The 17,219-nt window shown below is 71.2% G+C and carries 8 protein-coding genes; all 8 read left to right on the top strand.

The window, feature by feature from the left end; genetic code table 11:
* The first annotated feature begins 12 nt into the window (after positions 1 to 12).
* The 8 genes from VFY73_RS01610 to VFY73_RS01575 all read left to right on the top strand — a co-directional run bounded on the left by VFY73_RS01610 (position 13) and on the right by VFY73_RS01575 (position 17,145).
* A complete protein-coding gene (locus VFY73_RS01610) occupies positions 13 to 10,488 on the top strand; it encodes a filamentous haemagglutinin family protein (RefSeq protein ID WP_329716157.1) in 10,476 nt (3,491 codons plus the stop codon).
* 27 nt (positions 10,489 to 10,515) lie between these two features.
* A complete protein-coding gene (locus tag VFY73_RS01605; protein ID WP_329716156.1) occupies positions 10,516 to 12,204 on the top strand; it encodes a DUF2341 domain-containing protein in 1,689 nt (562 codons plus the stop codon).
* 207 nt (positions 12,205 to 12,411) lie between these two features.
* The gene (locus tag VFY73_RS01600) at positions 12,412 to 12,825 is read left to right on the top strand and encodes a biopolymer transporter ExbD (protein WP_329716155.1); all 414 of its coding nucleotides are present in this window, start codon (positions 12,412 to 12,414) and stop codon (positions 12,823 to 12,825) included.
* A gap of 3 nt (positions 12,826 to 12,828) precedes the next feature.
* Positions 12,829 to 13,230, top strand: a complete 402-nt coding sequence (locus tag VFY73_RS01595; protein ID WP_329716154.1) for a biopolymer transporter ExbD — start codon at positions 12,829 to 12,831, stop codon at positions 13,228 to 13,230.
* A gap of 11 nt (positions 13,231 to 13,241) precedes the next feature.
* On the top strand, positions 13,242 to 13,964 hold the full coding sequence (locus VFY73_RS01590; RefSeq protein WP_329716153.1) for a hypothetical protein: 723 nt from the start codon (positions 13,242 to 13,244) through the stop codon (positions 13,962 to 13,964).
* A gap of 31 nt (positions 13,965 to 13,995) precedes the next feature.
* A complete protein-coding gene (locus VFY73_RS01585; protein WP_329716152.1) occupies positions 13,996 to 15,708 on the top strand; it encodes a putative porin in 1,713 nt (570 codons plus the stop codon).
* An 8-nt stretch (positions 15,709 to 15,716) separates the two neighbouring features.
* Entirely contained in the window at positions 15,717 to 16,361 is a 645-nt protein-coding gene (locus VFY73_RS01580) for a hypothetical protein (RefSeq protein WP_329716151.1), read from the top strand.
* Between the two features lie 76 nt (positions 16,362 to 16,437).
* The gene (locus tag VFY73_RS01575) at positions 16,438 to 17,145 is read left to right on the top strand and encodes a riboflavin synthase subunit alpha (protein WP_329716150.1); all 708 of its coding nucleotides are present in this window, start codon (positions 16,438 to 16,440) and stop codon (positions 17,143 to 17,145) included.
* Positions 17,146 to 17,219: the final 74 nt, after the last annotated feature.

Raw genomic sequence — 17,219 nt, 5'->3', positions numbered from 1 at the left:
CCGCTTCAGACCATGGTCAATCGCCGCACGCCCACCGCCCGATCCGCCATTGCGCAGCCCTGGCGCCTGACGCCGCTGGTGGCGGCGCTGGCCGCCTGCTGGCCGCTGTGGGCCGCGGGTGCACCGAAGGCACCCGCGCCGAACACCGTGCCGGTGCCGATGGCCGGCTGGCGTGTGCATGGGCAGGGCGGCGCGGCGCCGGTCAACCGGCCGAACACGAACGGCGGCATCGACCAGACGATCCAGCAGAGCAGCCAGCGCGCCATCTACCAGTGGCAGAGCTTCGACATCGGCGCCAACAGCAGCGTCACCTTCGACATGGCGGTGAAGAATGCGAGCGCGCTCAACCGCGTGCTCGGCAGCACCGCGCCGTCGCAGATCTTCGGCAAGCTCAGCGCCACCAATGGCGGCGAGATCTACCTGATCAACGCCAACGGCATCCTCTTCGGCCGCGGCGCGCAGGTGAACACCGGCTCGCTGGTTGCGTCGGCGCTCAACGTGTCGGACAACGAGTTCCTCTCGGGCCTGACCAACAGCCTGCTGTACGACAAGTCGAAGCCGGCCTTCCAGTACGACGGCGCGGCCGCCGACTTCATCGACAGCAGGAATTTCGTGCGTGTCGACGAAGGCGCGGCGATCACCACCAGCAACGGTGGCCGCGTCTTCCTGTTCGCCAAGCGCGTCGAGAACGCCGGCCAGATCAGCACGCCGGGCGGGCAGACGATGCTCGCCGCTGGCGGCCAGGTCTTCCTGCAGCCACCGAGCGACCAGGCCACGCTGTACGCATCCGAAGCCAACCCTGAGGTGCCCACGCTGCGCGGGCTGCTGGTCGAGGTGGGCGCCGGGCCGGCGGATGCGCCGCAAGGGGCGCACGGCAGTGTCGTCAACACCAGCACCGGCCAGATCCACACCCCGCGCGGCAACGCGACGCTGGTCGCGATGGCGGTCAATCAGATGGGGCGGATCAGCGCCACGACCAGCGTCACCGAGAACGGCTCGATCATCCTGCGCGCGCAAGGCGATGCGAAGGTGCGCAACGAAGGTGTGCGCGCTACCGAAGCCGGCGCCCTGGTGCTGGGCGTCGGCAGCCAGACGACGATTGCACCCGACGATGGCGCGGCGCAGAACGACGGCAAGCCACTGACCAGCGACGGCAACGCGACCTTCGTCAACCCGCGCATCGACCTGGCCGGCGCGAGCGTGCTGCTGGACACCGGTGCGCAGGTCGTGGCCCCGGGGGCGACGGTCGACGTGCGCGCCGAAGTCACGCCGAGCTACCAGGCCTATGCGAACCGGGTGTTCGACAACGACGCCGGCGATGCCTCGCGCATCGTGCTGGGCGACGGCGCGGTGATCGACGTGTCGGGCACCACGACCGCCACCGAGAGCGTGTCGCGCTACTTCGTCACCACCGGCCTGCTCGGCAGCAACGACCTGAAGGATGCGCCGCTGCAGAAGGACGGCCTGCTCTACCGCAGCCGCGTGACCGTCGACGTGCGCGACGATTCGGCGATCCTCGGCAGCCTCGAGGGGTATCGGGATGGCCTGCAGCAGACGATCGACGAACGACTGTCGGCGGGCGGCGAGGTGCGGCTGACCGCCGGCAGCGGCGTGCTGACGCATGCGAACTCGCGCATCGACGTCTCCGGCGGCCAGGTCACGCTGACCGCGGCGCAGGTCCGCGAAACGCAGCTGATCGGTGCCAATGGCCAGTTGGTCGACCTGAACAATGCGGCCGCCGACCAGGTCTACACGTCGGCGCTGAACATCCAGAAGGGCGGCAGCGCGGGCTTCGACCGCTGGGGTGTCAAGGTCAACTACGGCAGCCTCACGCCGACCCGCCATGAAGAGGGTTATGTCGAAGGCCGCGCCGCGGGCAGCGTGCACATCGTCGCACCGACGGTGGTGCTGCAAGGACAGCTCGACGCCCACGTCACGCAGGGCACGCGCCAGCAGCAAGGCGACGACGCGCAGCCCAGGCGCGGCCGCTTCAGCGTCGGCGCCGTCACGCAGGGCGGGCAAGATTTCACCCAGAGCGACAAGAGCGCCGTGCTGCGCTACTTCAACGTCAGCACGCAAGGCCCGCATGTCGATGCGGACAGCCTGTGGGCCGACGCGATGGCTGCGATGCTGCCGGCGGCCTCGGGCATGCAGCGCGACACGCTGGTCGATGCCGGTTTCGGCGAGGTGGCCATTGCCGCCGACGGCCAGGTGTCGGTGCTGGGACAGTCGTCGCAGGCCGCGCTGGACCTGGGCGACAACGCCACGCTGCGCCTGTTGACGGGCCAGGGTGACGCGGTGCTCGGTGGGCAGGTGCGCAGCGCCGGTGGCCGTGTCGAGCTGAACAGCAAGTTCGGCCAGGCGAAGCTGGCCGACGGTGCCGGGGTGCAGTTGCAGGGCAACTTCGTCAACACGCTGCAGGACGGGCCGCGTTCCACCACGACGACGGTGGGCGGCAGCTTCTCCGCCGCCGGCCGCGAGGGCGTTCAGCTCGGCACCGGCAGCGTCGTCGACGTGTCGGGCGGCGCCATCGTCGATGCCAGCGGCAAGCTGACCGGCGGCAACGCCGGCAGCATCAACCTGGCCCACACGGCGGTCTTGCCGGGCGGGACGCCGGGCCTGGTGATGAACGGCACGCTGCTCGGCCAATCGCTCGCGACAGGCGGCAGCCTGAGCCTGACCGCGCCCGACCTGCAGCTTGGCGGCAGCGAAGCAGCGCCCGGCGTGTTGACCATCGACCCGGCGATGCTGCAGCAAGGCGGTTTCAGCAGCTATGTGCTCGACGGCCGGCGCGAGCTGCAGGTGGCCGCGGGCAGCCACACGACGCTGCAGCGCGACGAATGGCAGGTCGATCCGCGCGTCGCGGGCCTGGCGGCCAGCGGTAGCGATTGGCGGACGTTCGCCATTGCCGGCCCGGCACCCGGTGTGGCGCCGGCGGCCGTCAACCTGACGCTGCGTTCGTCGGGCACCGATGTGAACAGCGGGCGTCTGGTGATGCACGAGGGCGCGGTGATCGACGCGCCCGCGCTGTCGGCCATCAGCCTGTCGGCACAGAACCAGTTGCTCGTCGACGGCGAAGTGAAGTCTGCGGGCGGCAAGGTGACGCTGAGCATCGGCGCCCGCAAGCCGGCCACGCCCGGCCAGGCCAGCGACACCGTGCTCTGGCTGGGCGAACACAGCCGCATCGACGTGTCGGGCGCGGCGTTGATCGCGCCCAGCACAAGCGGGCTGCGCCAGGGCCAGGTGCTCGACGGTGGCAGCATCACGATCGCGGCCAAGGGCTCGGCCGGCACCGAGCCGGTGCTGGTGATGCAGCAGGGCGCCGAGTTGCTGGCGCGGGGTGCCAGTGCTGTGCTCGACCGCAGCGAGTTGACCGAAGGCGGCGTGCACTGGGTGCGCGACCGGGTCGACAGCCACGGCGGCACGGTGGCCATCGAGGCCAACCGGGCGTTGGTGACCGAGGGTCGCATCGACCTGCACGCCGGCGGCACGCGCGGCCAGGGCGGTATGCTGAGCGTCAACCTGACGGCCGAGCCGGGCCAGGCCCCGGGGCCCGAAAACGACAGACGCGAGCTGCGCATCGCCGCCGGCCCGACCGAGAAGACGGGCGGACTGGCACTGGGCGACACCGCCGGCATCGCTGACCTGACCGACACCGCGTCGATCTCCACCTCGGCGATTCGCGCCTCAGGCGCCGCCAACCTCGTGCTCGGCGCGCGCGACGCACTGCGCTTCCTCGACGGCGCCGATCTCGAGATGGCCGGCACGCTGACGCTCGCGTCGCGTTCGCTGGCGGTGCAGCCGGGCGCATCGATCCAGCTGGCCGCCGGACAGGTGCAGCTGCAAGGCGTGCGGGTGCCAGACGACACCGCGGCGCCGAGGCCTGTCGCGCAGGCTGGTGATGCGCAGCTCGACATCCGTTCGCGTGACGGCCTGCTGGTCTCGGGGCACTGGGTCACGCAGGGCCTGGAGCGCCTGTCGCTGCACGCCGGGGGTGACCTGATGCTGCACGGTATCAACGCGACGACGCTGCAGGGCAGCCTGACGACAGCCGGCGACCTGTCGCTCGGCGCACGCCAGATCTACCCGGGCACGCAGACCCGCTTCCGCATCGATGCGACAGGCCACGACGTGACGATCGCCGGCCATGGCGGCGACGCATCCGACATCGCCACGCCCTTGTCGGCTGGCGGCCAGCTGACCATCGCTGCGGCGACCATCACGCAAGGCGGCATCGTGCGGGCGCCGCAGGGCCAGATCGTGCTGAGCGGCAGCGAGGCGGTGACGCTCACGGCCGGCAGCCAGACCTCGGTGTCGGCGGCCGGCCTGGTGCTGCCCTACGGCACTGGCACCAGCGATCGCTGGCTGGCACCCGATCGCAGCACCTTGACGGCGCCGCCCGGCAAGCGCATTGACATCGAGTCGCCGAGCGTCGACGTGGCCGATGGCGCCGAGCTCGACCTGCGCGGCGGCGGCGACCTCGTGGCGTATGAGTTCGTGCCGGGCCGTGGCGGTTCGACCGACGTGTTCGCGGGCGGAAACGGCGCCTATGCGCTGGTCCCCGGCGTGCAGGGCGCGGCGCTGTTCGACCCGACGCTCACGGGCGCGGCCGGCCTGGGCAAGCAGATCGAGATCGGCGCCGGGGCGCCGATTCCGGCAGGCACCTACACCCTGCTGCCGGCGCGTTATGCACTGCAGCCGGGCGCATTTCTCATCGAGCCGGTCAAGGCCGGCACGCCGCTGTCGGTGAACACCGCGGTGAACCAGGCCGATGGTTCGGTTTGGGTCGGCGCGCGCCTGTCGACGGCGGGCACCGCCTTCGCCGACGCGCAGGCCAGCACCTGGAAGATCAGCCCGCGAGCCCTGGCGCGCCAACGCTCGGAGATCCGCGAAACCTCGGCCAATACCGCGTTCACCGAACAGGCTGCACAGCAAGGGGTGAGTGCCCCCGAGCGGCCGATGGATGCCGGCACGCTGGCGCTGGCGACGACGCGCGCGCGGCTCGATGGCGAGATCGCGATGGCCGGGGCCGCCGCGGCGCCGGGCCGGGCCGCGGGCCGTGGTGGCCGGGCCGAGTTCACCGCCGGCGAGGTGGTCGTCGGCGAACCCGCTGGCGGTGCGGCCGATGGCGCCTTGCACCTCAGCGTCGCGACGCTGAACCAGCTGGGCGCCGACACCTTGGTGCTCGGCGCACGCAGCGGCAGCACGAACGAGGACGGCAGCACCGCGCTGACCGTCAGCGCACAGCACATCACCATCGCAACCGGCGGCGAGGCCCTCGTTGCGTCTGACTTGGTGCTGGCAGCGAGCGAGCGCATCGATGTCGAGGCCGGCTCGGTCCTGAAGGCCGAGGCGCCAGCCGTCGCCACTACCGGCGGAGCGACCGCCTTCGCGATCGAGGGCGATGGCGCCGCGCTGCGCCTCGCTGCGGCAGCAGATGCGCGCCTGCAGCGCACCGATGTGGCCATGGCCGGCGGCGCGCTGGCGATCGGCGCCGGCGTGAAGCTCGAGGCAGGCGCTGGCAGCCTGACGCTCGATGCGACGCACGACACCAAGATCGCCGGCTCGGCGCGCCTGGTGGCCAGCGAGCTGACGCTGGGCGCGCCGACGATCACCGTCGGCGGCCCGGTCGGCGGCGCGGGCGTGTTGGCGTTGACGCCGGGCCTGCTGAACCAGGTCAGCCGGTCCGACCAGCTGACGCTGCATGCCTACCGCTTCATCAACCTGAAAGACGGTGCGGTGCTCGGCGAGGATGCGCACGGCGCGCCGACGTTGGACAAGCTGGTGCTGGACACGCCGACGCTGCGCGCGACCGAGGCCGACGGCGCTGGCGCACGCATCACCGCTGGCGAAATCACCCTGACCAACAGCTCGGGCCTGGCCGGTGGGCCGGCGCTCACGGGGGAGGGCCGCATCAGCCTGCACGCATCGACCGCGGCCGGCGGCAGCGGCGACATTCGATTGGACGAGGGCCGGGTTGTCGTGCAGGGCGCCGACAGCCTGACGCTGCAGGCCGACAACGCGGTCGCGCTGAGCAGCCGCGACAGCACGCTGGCGGTGGGCGGCGACATGGCGGTGCAGGCGCGCGGCGTCGTCGCGGGGGCGGCCGGTGCCGATGCCACGTGGCAGGTCGGCGGCCTGCTGCACACCAGCGCGCCGGCGGATGCGGTGGCGCCCACATCCGCACTCGGCGCTGCGCTGCAGATCGATGCCGGGCAGGTCCGGCACGAAGGCCGCATCGTGCTGCCCTCGGGCGCCGTCGGCATGGAAGCGCGCGACGGCATCACGCTGGCGGCGGCGAGCCGCATCGACGTGGCCGGCCGCCGTGTCGAAATCGGCGAGGCGTCGGTCGACCTCGGTGGCGGGCAGGTCTCGCTGGTCGCGCAAGGCGGCAACCTCGCGATGCAGGGTGGCGTCGTCAATGTCTCGGGCGCTGGCGAAGCCGCTGGCGGCCGGATCGAGCTGGCGGCCCCCGCCGGTGCCGTGCAACTGCAAAGCCAGCTGCGCGGCACCAGCGGCGGTTCGCAGGGCGCCGAGCTGTCGATCGACAGCGGCGCGCCGATCGACCTCGCCTCGCTGGCGCGGCACATCGACGAAACCGATCCCACGAGCTTCTGCGGTGCGATCCGCGTGCGCCAGCGCGAGGGCGATCTGGTCGTCGGCCCGCAGACCCAGCTGGCAGCGCGCGAGATCGAACTCGCCACCGATGGCGGTGCGCTGACGGTGCACGGCACGCTGGATGCGCGCGGGGCCGACGGCGGCCGCATCGCGCTGGCGTCGCAAGGCACCCTGACGCTGGCCGCGGGCGGCGCGCTGCTCGCGTCGGCCCAGGCGGTTGATGGCGACGGCGGCCGTGTCGAGCTGTCGGCGGCCGAGGGCACGCTGCAGCTGCAGGCCGGCGGCCGCATCGACGTGGCCGCGGGTGCGCAAGGCGATGCCGGGCGCGTGCTGTTGCGCGCCGCGCGGCTGGGTGTCAGCGACGCCAACCCCGGCGGTGCCGGCGTCGACATCGCGCCGCTGCGTGCCGCCATCGAGGGCGCCGGCCGCATCGACGTCGAGGCGGTCAAGGTCTACGACGGCATCCACCAGATCACCGACTACGCCGCGCAAGAGCCAGGTGTGCTGCTGACCAGCACGCTGGCCGCAGAAGGCCGCGCCTTCGTCGGCGAACTCGGCGGCAAGGCCAGCCTGCTGGCCGAGCGGCTGGCCGACGGCAACGAGGCGCTGCAGTCGGCGCTGCGCATCCATGCGGCGGCTGAGGTGCGCAATGAGGGCGATCTCGATGTGTCGACGTTCGGCGAGTCGTGGACCACGCCGAGCGAGCGCACCGACATCACGTTCGCGGGCGGCGATGTCAGCGCCGTGGGCGACAGCGCGATCACGCTGCGCGCCGGCGGCGACCTCACGGTGCGCTCGTCGCTCGACGCCGGTTTCCACTGGAGCGGCCGCAGCGTCGCCGGCGGCTCGCTGCGCTTCGTCGCCGGTGCGGACCTCGGCGCCGCGGCCTCTACCGCGACGCGCCGCGACAGCAGCGCCGATCTGGTGATCGGCCGCGACGACAGCGGCATCAAGGATGTGCGCGTGCGCACCACCACCGGCGACATCACGCTGGCGGCGGCCGGCGATGTCAACCTGGTACAGGGTCGGGCGCGCGTCTTCAGCAGTGGCGTCGTGGCCGACGATGCGGCAGCGCAGGCCGTTCGCGATCAGCTGTTCCTCCAGGATGCCTTCCGCGTCGATGGCGGCGACATTCGCGTGCAGGCGGGCGAGGCGGTGCGCTCGCGCTCGGTCGTGCTCGACAGCTTCGCGCTCTACTACAACGAATCGCATCTGCTGGGGGCGCATCCGAACGGCTGGTCGCGTATCGGACGCAGCGACGGGATCGTCCATTGGGACGCCGTGCCCGACGACCCCGCCGCCGGCTTGCAGCACGGCGTGGCGTCGTTCGGTGGCGGGCGCATCGACGTGAGCGCCGGCACCGACGTTCAGGGCTTGACCGCGGCGTCACCGTCGAGCGGCTTCATCGATGCCCAGGGCGCGCACCAGTTCGGCGGCGGCAGTGTGCGCGTCACGGCCGGGCGCGACGTGATCGGCGGCATCGTGCAATCGGGCGGCCGCACGCTCGACGTGCAGGCCGGGCGCGACGTGGCCTGGGCCGAGAACCCGGCGTTGACCGATGCGGGTGCAACGACACCCGGATTGCTGCTCGCGCACGAGAACACGGCGGTGCAGGTGAACGCCCGGCGCGACCTGACGCTGGGTGCCGACGTCAGCAGCCACGCGCTGAACGGCCGGTGGATCAGCGGCTTCGACGGCGACGCGTCGCTGACGCTGCGTGCGTCAGGCGGAAACCTGCTCTACCGCGCCGATGCCGAGCCCGACACCTACGAGAACACCGCCGGCGATTCGCTCACCGTCAACCTGCTGCCGAGCCGGGTGCTGATGGCAGCCCCGTCCGGCTCGTTGAGGCTCGGTGCCGATGCGTCGGCGGCACCGATCATTCAGCAGGCCGAAAACACGGCCGCGCGGCTGGACCTGCTGGCCGCGCAGGACCTGGCCCTGCGCACCGATCTGCAGATCAACGCGACCTGGTCGCAAGGCGTGGCCTACCACGACGACAGCGGGCAAGACCCGTTGAGCCTTGGCGGCCAGGGGCTGCCGGGCAGTGCCTGGCTGGCGCTCGCCTACACCGACCTGCAGCGCGGTGACGGCGTCGACCTGGACCGCAGCGACCGCACGCCGGCGCGGCTGTTGTCCGCCGAGGGTGACGTCGAAGTGCAAGGCTCGATCCGCTCGGCGCGGCCGTTGCATCTGCTGGCCGCAGGCGACATCGCCTTCACCGGCACCAACGCCAATTCCGGCGTGGAAGTGCAACACCAGGCTGTGCGCTTCGACACCGCTGACGCGTCCGCGGCCAGCGAGCTGAGCCTGCTGCGCGCCGGCCGCGACATCTCGCTCGGCCAGGCGGCGCTGCGCATCGCCGGCCCGGGCGACCTGGTGCTGCTGGCCGGCCGCGACATCGACCTGGGCCGCGGTGCCGGGGTACAGGCCGTGGGCAACATCGACAACGCGACCCGCCTGGCCGAAGGCAGCAGCCGGCTGACGCTGGTGGCCGGCCTGCGCGCCGACGGGGCCGACTACAGCGCGGCGACGCGGCGTGGCTTCGCGACCCTCGGGGCCGCTGCGCTGACCGCGCGTGCCGGTGACCTCTATGCCTTGCTCAACGCCGCTGACGGCACGGCGCCGGCCCTGGGCAGTGCCGAGGCCAAGGCCTTTGCAGCATTGGGCACCGACGGGCAGCTCGGCCAGGTGCAGGCCCTGCTCGGTGACGCGGCGTACAACGCCGGCATCGTGCGCTATGTGCGGGGACTGGTGGGGCATGCAGGCGACAGCGACGAACAGGCCCTGCAGGCCTTCGCCACGCTGTCGGACGTCAAGCGTGCGGCCGCACCGGGTGCGCTGCTGGCCGAGGCCTTCGGCGAGCAGGACGCTTCGACGCGCCTGCCATTCGTCGCCGCGGTGACGCGAGCCGACAACGCAGCCGGCGGCCAGGCGCTGGTGAGCTTCATGCAGGCGCAGACCGGCCAGGCCACGGACCTCGATGCGGCGCTGCTGGCGTTCGAGGCGCTGCCGCTGGAGCGCCAGCTGCTGCGGCTGAACGCGGTGCTGGTCGACGAGGTGCGCACCAACGGCCGCGCGGCAGTGGCGGCGCGGCTGGCGACCGACAAGGAGGCCGCTTACGACCGCGGTTACGCGGCGATCAACTCGCTGTTCCCGGTCGACTCGCTGGGCCGGGCCGAAGGCGAGATCCGCCTGCCGACGACGCAGGCACGCACGCTGCAGGGCTCGGGCATCACGCTGCTCGCGCCGAGCGGCGCGATCAATGCCGGCGAGACCGGCAGCAGCACGAAGAAGCCGAGCGAGCTTGGCATCGTCACCGTGGCCGGTGGCGCGATCAACGGCGTGGCGCGCGACGACATCCTCGTCAACCAGTCGCGCATCTTCACGCTGGCGCAGGGCGACATCCTGCTGTGGTCGTCGACCGGAGACGTCGATGCCGGCCGCGGTGCGAAGACGGTGGTCGGCGCGCCGGCACCGATCTACCGGCTCGATGCCAATGGCCGCATCGTCGTCGACACCAGCGGTTCGTTCAGCGGCAGCGGCATCGCGGTGCTCGATGCGAAGAGCGCGCTCGACCTGTATGCGCCAGCCGGCGCAATCGATGCAGGCGAAGCGGGCATCCGTGCGCTGGGCAGCGTGACGCTGGGCGCCGATGTCGTCCGCGGGGCCGACGACATCGTCGGCGGCTCGGTCGCCGGCGCGCCGCCGGCCGCGCCCACCGTGGGGGTGACCGCCGGCCTGAGCCAGGCGGCCGACGCGGCCAACAACGCTGCCCGCCCGGGCGAAGACGACGAAGAGGAACGGCGCCGCAAGCGCCGCGCCCGCCGCCAGCTGCTGCTGGAGTTCCTCGGCTTCGGCCAGGGCTGATTTCTTGAACCGAAGAGAACGAACGACATGCTTCGCCAACTGCTGATCACGCTGGCCACGACGATGGCCCTGGCCGCCCCGGCCCACGCCTGGTGGGACGACGCCTGGACGACGCGCACCCGCGTCGTGCTGGACACCGCCGACAAGGGCCTGGCGCTGCCCAGCGCGCCGACCGACGTGGTGGTGCCGGTGCGGCTGCACTCCGGCAACTTCGACTTCGGCATCGCAGCGCCCGATGGCGCGGACCTGCGCGTGGTCGGCGCCGACGACAAGACGCCGCTGCCGTTCGAGGTGGAGCGCTTCGACGGCATCAACGAACTCGCGGTGCTGTGGGTGCGGATGCCGACCGTCGCTCAGGGCAGCGACAAGAACGTGCTCCACGTCTACGCGGGCAATGACAAGGCGGCCGCCGAGGCGGGCCCCAAGGTCTTCGCCAGCGACCACGCCACGGTGCTGCATTTCAGCGAGGCCGATGGCCCGGCGCAGGACGCCGCCGGTGGCCCGGCGAGCAGCGCGCCCGCGGTGCGAGAGGCCAACGGCCTGCTCGGCGGTGCGGCGCGTCTGACTGGCACGCCGATCGGCTTTCCGCCCCACCCGAAACTGATGTTGGCGCCGGAGACCGGCTTGACGATCGCCCTCTGGCTGAGGCCCGATGCAACGGCCGAATCGTCGACGCTGTTGGCGCTGGGCCCCGTCAAGCTGCTGCGCACGCTCGACCAGGTCGAGGCCCGCATCGGTGACGAGAAACTGGCCGGCGCAGCGCTGCCGGCCTCGGCGTGGTCGCACGTGGTGCTCACGGTAGGCGCTGGCAAGGCTCAGCTGTACATCAATGGCCAGCCTGCGGCGCAGGCCGATGCGCTGTTGCCCGCCGCCGCCCCGACCTTGGTGCTTGGAGAAGGCTACAAGGGCCTGATCGACGAAGTGCAGCTGCTGCCGGCGGCGCGTGACGCGGGCTGGGTCAAGCTGGCCGCCGCGGCGCAAGGCATGGACGCGTCGTTCATCAAGAGCCAGAAGGAGGGCGAGGACGGAGCCGGCGGCGGTGACGAAGGCGGCGGCTACCTCGGCATCCTGCTGAAGAACCTGACCGTCGATGCCTGGGTGGTGATCGTCATCTTGTTGGTGATGTTCGTGATCGCGGCCGCGGTGATGGTCACCAAGGCCCAGCTGGTGTCGCGCATCGGCCGCGCGAACGACCGCTTCCTCGATCGCTTCCGCGCCGACCTGTCGAGCCAGGGGCTGTCGAAGGAGGCAGGCGACTACGTGCACTCGACGCTGTTCCGGCTGTACACGATCGGTGAGGCCGAGATCGCCAAGCGCCGCGCCAAGGGCATGCAGACCTTGTCGGGCGCGTCACTGGACGCGATCAAGGCGACGCTGGACGCCGTCCAGGTGCGTGAGAACCACGCGCTGAACGCGCGCATGGTGCTGCTGACGATCGCGATTTCGGGCGGCCCCTTCCTCGGGCTGCTCGGCACGGTGGTCGGCGTGATGATCACCTTCGCGGCGATCGCGGCGGCGGGCGACGTCAACGTCAATGCGATCGCCCCGGGCATCGCGGCGGCGCTGCTGGCCACGGTCGCGGGCCTCGCCGTCGCGATCCCGGCCCTCTTTGGCTACAACTGGCTGGCGTCGCGCATCAAGACGATCTCTGCCGACATGCAGATCTTCGTCGACGAGTTCGTCACGCGCGCAGCGGAGCTGCACGGGAAGACATGAGCCCCCACGCTCCCTTCCGGTCTGCGCCTTGCAGGCCGCGCCGGGCCAGAGGCCCGGCTCTTCGCCAGGCACGAACAGTCCTCAGGACTGTTCATGTCCGAGCGAAGCCCCCCGAGGGGGCTCGCGCAGCGGACCGGCAAAGCCGGATCCGCGCACGCCACTTGAAGCGGGCGGCGCTTCGCGCGCCCGAAGGAAGGAGGCGTCCTGATGTCAGCTGACATTCGTGCATCCAACGAGCCCTACGACGACATCAACATCACGCCGATGTTGGACCTGGCCTACGTGCTGCTGGTGACGTTCATCATCCTGACGACCGCGTCGGTGCAGGGCGTGAAGGTCGAGTCGCCGCGTACGACCGCGGCCAACCAGCTGGCCAAGCCGCAGACCCGCGCGGTGACGATCACCCTCGACGGTGCGATCTACCTCGACGCCTACCCGGTCACGCTCGAAGAGCTCGAGCAGCGGCTGGGCACCTACAAGGCCGCCAACCCGGCGCTGCCGGTCGTGCTGAAGGCCGATGCCCGCACGCAGTACCAGAAGGTCACCGAGGTGCTCGAGGTCGCGAAGAAGCTCGACCTGACCGAGATCGGCCTGGTCACCCAACGCGCGGCCGAGGAGTAGGCGATGCACGTCCAGAACGACACCAAGCCCTACGACACGATCAACGTGACGCCGATGCTCGACCTCGCCTACGTGCTGCTGGTCGTGTTCATCCTGATGACGACCGCGTCCGTGCAGGGCTTGTCGATCACGCTGCCCAAGCCGTCGAACCAGCCGAGCACCGAACGGCACGAGCTGCTGATCGTGCAGATCGCGGCCGACGGCGGGTTGTTGCTCAACGGCGCGTCGCTGTCGCTGGCCGAGATCGAGCAGCGCCTCACCCAGGCCAAGGCGGCCGACCCGAAGGTCACGGTCGCCATCAAGGGCGATGGCCGTGCCGCCTATGCGCCGGTGGTGCAGGTGATCGACCTGTGCAACCGGCTGGCGGTCGACATGGCGCTGGTCACCTCCCGTATCGGCACATGAAGGAGATTGCGATGCACCACACCACCTCTCTGATCGCCGGCCGCCGAACGGCGCGCCGCCACGAAACCGGCTTCGCGTCGCGCCTGCTGTTGCGTCGCCTGGCCATCGGCCTGGGCCTCGCGCTGGCCACCGGCGTGATGGCCTGGGGCTTGTCTCGCCTGTCGTTCGACTCCCCCGCGCCGAAGCGGCAGGTGGCTCGGATCGCACTGATGCCGGACACGCCACCACCGCCCCCGCCGCCGCCGAAGGAGCAGAAGAAGGAAGAGCCGGTCGCGCAGGCGCGGCCACAGCCACAGCGTGAAGAGGCGCCGAAACCGCAGCCACCGGCCAATGAGCCCCTGAAGATGGAAGGCGAGGCGGGCAGTGGGCCGAGCGCCTTTGCCGCCGGCAACGTCAGCAACGACTACCGCGGTGGTCCGGTCGCGGTGGGCGCCGCGGCGTCTGCGCCTGGCGTGGCCGACCGCGCCGCCGAGCGGCTGTACGCGAACACCGTGCGCCAGTTGCTGCAAGGCGAGATCGAGCGCCGCATGTCGCCCGACGCCGGTGAGCTGAGCGCCAACTTCGCGTTGTGGGTGAGCTCGGACGGGCGCATTGCGCGCTGGGAGTCCGACGCCGACAAGACGCCGCTGAAGACCGCGCTCGACGCCAGCGCCGAGACCCTGCGCCTGCCGGCGCCACCCACGCTCAGCCAGCAGCCGATGCGCTTCAGGCTGACGTTGCGCGCCCCCGCCTGATCCGATCTTGCCCTTTGTTCCGGAGTTTTTCATGACACCACCGACGCCTCGCCCTGCGCGCCTGGCGCCGCTCACCGTCGCCTTGTTGGCGGCGGCCGCGATTCCCGCCTTGGCTCAAACCACGCCACCGGTGCCTGTGGCTGCGCCTGCGGCCGAGGCCGCTGCATTGACCGAGCTGCGCGCGACCACGCTGTCGCTGATCGAAGCGCTGGTCGAGCAGGGCCTGCTCACGCGCGCCAAGGCCGACGAGCTGCTGCGCCGTGCGCGCGCGGCTGCCGAGAAGGGCGGTGCCACGGCGGCCGCGCCCGCCACCGGATGGGGTGCGCCCAAGTCGGTCGTGCGTGTGCCGTATCTCAGCGAAACCACCCGTGCGCAGATCAAGGACGAGGTGCGCAACGACGTGTTGGCCACCGCGCGCGACGAAGGCTGGACCGATGGTCGCCGGCTGCCGTCGTGGCTGAAAGCGGTCACGATAGAAGGTGATATGCGGGTGCGCTCGCAGGCCGAGATGCTGCCCGAGGACAACGTCGCGCCGGAGATCTTCCGCGCCCAGACCGATTCGCCGGCCTGGGCGCCCGACCTGCTCAACACCCAGCACGACCGGCACCGCATGACGCTGCGGGCGCGGCTGGGTGTGACGGCGAAGGCCAGCGACAGCTTCAGCGCCGGTCTGCGGATCGCCACGGGCAGCACCAGCGGCAGCCCGACGTCGGAGTCGGCCACGTTGGGCAACGGCGGCAACCGCCTGACGATTGGTGTCGACCGGGCCTGGCTGCGCTGGGAGCCGCGGCACGGCATGCGCATCGAAGGTGGCCGCTTGGCGGTGCCCTTCGACGGCACCGACCTGCTGTGGCCCGACGACCTGGGGCTGGACGGCGTGGCGGGTCGCGGCGAACTCGACCTGGCCAGCGGGCTGTTCGCGTTCGCCACCGCCGGCGCTTTCCCCCTCGAAGAGTTTGCGAACACCACCCGAGACAAGTGGCTGCTCGGCGGCCAGGCGGGCATCGACTGGGCGTTCGGCAGTGCCTGGCAACTGCGCGCGTCTGTCGGCGTCTACCAGTTCCGCAACATCGAGGGTGTGCGCGAGAACGAATTGCCGCCGACCGGTGCGCTGGCGGGTGTCCGACCCTACCAGAGCAGCGCCTACCCGGCGGCGATCCGACAGAAGGGCAACACGCTGATCAACCTGAACGCGCCGCAATCGACCGCCGCGCCGGTGTGGGGCCTGGCGTCGCGCTTCCGGCCGGTCGACCTGACCCTGGCGCTGACCTCTCGCCACTACAACCCCTACGAGGCGGTGTTGTCCTTCGACGTGGTGAAGAACACCGCGTTCGACCTCGACGACATCGAGCGCCGGGCCGGCACCTCGTCCGTCTCGGGCCTGCGCGACAAGACGCTGGGCTACCAGGCCAAGCTGCTGTTCGGTACGCCGAAGCTCGTCGAGCCCGGCCACTGGCAGGCGTTTGCGGCCTACCGCCACTTCGAGCGTGATGCCTGGGTCGACGCCTACACCGACACCACCTGGCACCTGGGCGGCACCAACTACAAGGGCTACAGCGTCGGCGCCCAGTACGCCTTCGAGACCAAGGCCACGGTGGGCCTGCGCTTCACCAGCACGCGCAACCTCGACGACGGCGTGCGCTTCCTCGCGATCCCGGGCGATCCACTGTCGATCAGCGGCAATCTCAGCAGCGCGCCCATGAAGATCGACGTGCTGCAGCTCGAAGCGAACCTTCGGTTCTAGGAGCCGGCATGAAAATCCGATGCACGCTGATCCTCGGTCTGGCACTGGCCTGGTCGACCGTGGCCCACACCGCCGATGCCGGCGACAAGCGCCTGGCCCAGGCCAAGGAGGCCGCGCGCCGGGCCCAGGCCGCGCTGCAGCAGGCGCAGCAGGAGCGCGACACGCTGCGCCAGCAGCAGGCGGCTGCGGTGGCCGAGAAGGACGCGCTGGACGAGCGGCTGTCGAAGGCTCAGGCCGATGCGCGCTCCAGCCACCGCCGGCACACCGAGCAGACGCAGGCGCTGGCCAGCGCCCAGGCCGAGCTGGTGCGCGTGCGCGCCGAACTGGCTGATGAACGGGCACTTCGAGAGAAGGCTGAAGCCGCGGCTGCGGACACCGTGAGCCAAGCCCAACAGGCGCTGCAGGCGCAACGCCAGGTCACAGCGTCGGTCAGCGCGCTGCTGGAAAAGAGCGTTGCCGCGTTGGCGCGTGCCGAAGAGGCCAACCGTGCGTTGCACGGCCTGGGCCGGCAGGCGGTCGATGCCTACACCCAGCGCACGCCCGAGGCGATGCGCACGCGCAGCGAGCCCTTCCTCGCGCTCGGGGCGGTGGCGCTGGAAGACGAGGCCGAGAAGCTGCGCCAGGCGCTGGACGCGCAGCGCGTGGCGCCCTGAGGTTCGACCGCAGCGGGCGCCCGCACGGTGCCGTGGCCGGATAATCGACGACTCCACGCCACTGCTGAAGCCCCGCATGTTCACCGGCATCGTCCAAGGCATCGCCACCGTCGACTCCCTCACCGACCGCCCGGGGTTGCGCAGCTTCCGGCTGCGCTTCCCACCCGGCTTTGCGGCCGGGCTGGAGATCGGCGCCAGCGTGTCGTGCGATGGCGTGTGCCTGACGGTGACCGCGCTGCACGGTGACGATGCGGCGAGCTTCGACGTGATGCAGCAAAGCCTGGGGCTGACGACACTGGGCGGGTTGGCCGAAGGCAGCCTGATCAATGTGGAACGCGCGGCCAAGGACGGTGCCGAGATTGGCGGCCACCCGCTGTCGGGTCACATCGACGTGACCGGCACGCTGCTGTCGATCCGCCAGCCGGAGAACAACCACGTGCTGCGCGTCGGGCTGCCGCCGCGCTGGATGCGTTATGTCTTCGCCAAGGGCTACATCGCCGTCAACGGCGCCAGCCTGACGGTCGCCGAGGCCGACCGGCAGGCCGGCTGGTTCGAGGTCTGGCTGATCCCCGAGACGCTGCGCATGACCACCTTCGGCGAGAAGGCCGTCGGCGATGCGCTGAACATCGAGATCGAGCGCTCGACCCAGGTCTTCGTCGACACGGTGCGTGATGCGCTGGACGAGCGCCTCGGCCCGCTGCTGCCGGCGCTCGAAGCCCTGCTGCGCGAGCGGGGCCTGTCGACCGACGAGCTGGCGCGGCCGATGTTGCCGGAGAAGCGCTGACGCGCTCATCGATTTGTTGAGGCCCCACCCAGGGTGGGGAAAGACGCGTACCGGCCGGGCCGCCCACACTGGCG

This window comes from Ideonella sp. (genome assembly GCF_036277275.1).
In the GTDB taxonomy this organism is placed as follows: Bacteria; Pseudomonadota; Gammaproteobacteria; order Burkholderiales; family Burkholderiaceae_C; genus Ideonella.
The sequence above is the reverse complement of the archived record's forward strand: the minus strand, read 5'-3'. Positions and strand labels throughout refer to the sequence as shown.